Source organism: Haloferax sp. s1, assembly GCF_058382125.1.
In genome coordinates this window covers 1-2256 of the sequence record NZ_JBZRPK010000240.1, presented here as the reverse complement: position 1 = coordinate 2256, position 2256 = coordinate 1, and the positions used below count along the sequence as shown (strand labels likewise).

General features: G+C 62.2%; 2 protein-coding genes. Both read right to left on the bottom strand.

Annotation, left to right across the window (positions count from 1 at the left end; all coding sequences use genetic code 11):
* Positions 1 to 665 (bottom strand): aspartate carbamoyltransferase (pyrB, locus tag QT222_RS02190; RefSeq protein ID WP_491476162.1); only part of this gene is annotated, 665 nt, incomplete at its 3' end.
* A 261-nt stretch (positions 666 to 926) separates the two neighbouring features.
* A complete protein-coding gene (locus QT222_RS02185; RefSeq protein WP_004056938.1) occupies positions 927 to 2180 on the bottom strand; it encodes a Glu/Leu/Phe/Val family dehydrogenase in 1254 nt (417 codons plus the stop codon).
* Positions 2181 to 2256: the final 76 nt, after the last annotated feature.

Here is a 2256-nt window from a genome sequence, read left to right as displayed (position 1 = left end):
ACGTAGAGCACGTCGAGTTCGGGGAGCACCTCGTCGAGTTCGGTGTGTTCCTTGACCTGCGCGCCCGAGGCGTGGAGGTCGTATCGAACGTTTCGGGGGAGTCGGAGACTCTCGGGGCTGATGAAGTGCTGGCTGGCGTCGAAGTTCGTCAGCGCCTCAGCGAGGGAGTGAACCGTCCGCCCGTATTTCAGGTCACCCATGATGCCGATGGTGAGGTCGTCGAGTCCGGCGTTCTCCCGAATGGTGTAGAGGTCGAGGAGGGTCTGGCTCGGGTGCTGGCCCGCGCCGTCACCGGCGTTGACGAGGGGTACGTCGACGAACTCGGCGGCCATCGTAGCCGCGCCCTCACTCGGGTGGCGAAGCACGAGGGCGTCCGCGTAGCCTTCGACCACGCGGACCGTGTCGGCGAGCGTCTCGCCTTTCTTGACTGACGACGACTCGACCGGTCCCATGTCGACCGTCTGGCCGCCAAGGCGTTTCATCGCGGTGTCGAAGCTCATTCGAGTTCGCGTGCTCGGCTCGAAGAAACAGAGCCCAAGAACCTTTCCGGCGTGTCGTTGCCGGAACGCAGCCGTGTCGTCGTCGATTTCGGCCGCGCGGTCGAGCACCGCCTCGATGTCCTCCCGCGAGAGGTGTGCCGCGGAGATGAGGTGGTCCTGACGCATCGATGAAGTAGCAGACCTACACCGACTTGAATCTCCCGGCATCGTCCGAACAGTGTGATATACAAAACCATGCACAAAAAGAACGAACCACGAATCCGAAGTGGCGGGTAAAAACCCACCATGGTAGTGCTGTTAGCCGCCCATCGTGAGTGACCGAACGCAGGCAGTCGGCGACGTCGACGTGTTCAGCGAGTTTCTCAGCGGGTAGTCGGCGCCGACGCGTTCAGCGAGTTTCCCAGCGAGCAGTCGGTGCCGACGTTCTCAGGGCCAGTTGCCGCTGGAGTCGTACGCGTCGACGACGCGCTGGATTGCGACGACGTACGCCGCGGTACGGAAGTTCGGCAGGTTGTGCGTCTCGTAGGCGTCCACGAGGTTGTCGAACGCGTCGACGATGATGCGTTCGAGTTCGTTGTTGACGCGCTCTTCGGTCCAGTAGAAGCGCTGGCGGTTCTGGACCCACTCGAAGTACGAGACAGTGACGCCGCCGGCGTTGGCGAGGATGTCGGGAAGCACGTGCACGTCGCGCTCGGTGAGGACTTCGTCGGCCTCGGGCGTGAGCGGGCCGTTTGCGGCCTCGACAATCATGTCGGCCTGAACGTCACCGGCGAGGTCGCCATCGATGGCGTTTTCGAGCGCCGCGGGGACGAGCAGGTCCACGTCGAGCGTGAGCAGTTCCTCGTTGGTCATCGCTTCGGTGCCCTCGTAGTCGGAGACGCTTCCCGTCTCGTTCTTGAACTGCTTGACGGCGCGGGCGTCGATACCGTCGGGGTTGTAGACGGCACCGGAGGAGTCGGAGACAGCGACGATGGTTGCACCGAGGTCCTCGATGAGCTTCGCGGCGACGGACCCGGCGTTCCCGTAGCCCTGTACGGCGACGGTTGCGCCTTCGATGTCGCGGTCGAGGTAGTCGAACGCCTCGCGAGCCGTGAGCATCGTCGAGCGTCCAGTCGCCTCGACGCGACCCTCGCTGCCGCCGTTCGAGAGCGCCTTGCCCGTGATGACACCCGGTGCGGTGGTGTTTTCGAGGGTCTCGTAGGTGTCTTTAATCCAGTTCATCTCGCGCTGGCCGGTGTTCACGTCGGGCGCGGGGATGTCGCGGTCTTCGCCGATAAGCGGGCGGAGTTCCTTTGCAAACGCTCGCGAGATACGTTCGAGTTCGGATTCGCTGTAGTCCTTAGGGTCGATGACGATGCCGCCTTTCCCGCCGCCGTAGGGGATGTCGACGACGGCGCACTTGTAGACCATCCAGCCCGAAAGCGCCTTTACCTCGTCGCGGGTGACGCCCGGGTGGTATCGAATACCGCCTTTGTACGGCCCTCGGTCGCCGTTAAACTGCGAGCGGTAGGCGCGGAAGACGCCGACATCTCCGTTATCCATCTCGACAGACAGGTTTGTTTCGAGGACTCGCTCGGGATTTTTCAGACGTTCGATAACGTCACCACGAACATCGAGGTAGGCTGCTGCGTCGTCGATTTGCTCCTGCAGACTCTCGAATGGATTCGCCTCTTGTGCCATGACGTAATACGCTCCGGGCACCCGTTTAAGCGTAGCGGAATTTTTACCATACGATAATGATAATATCTGTGCCCAT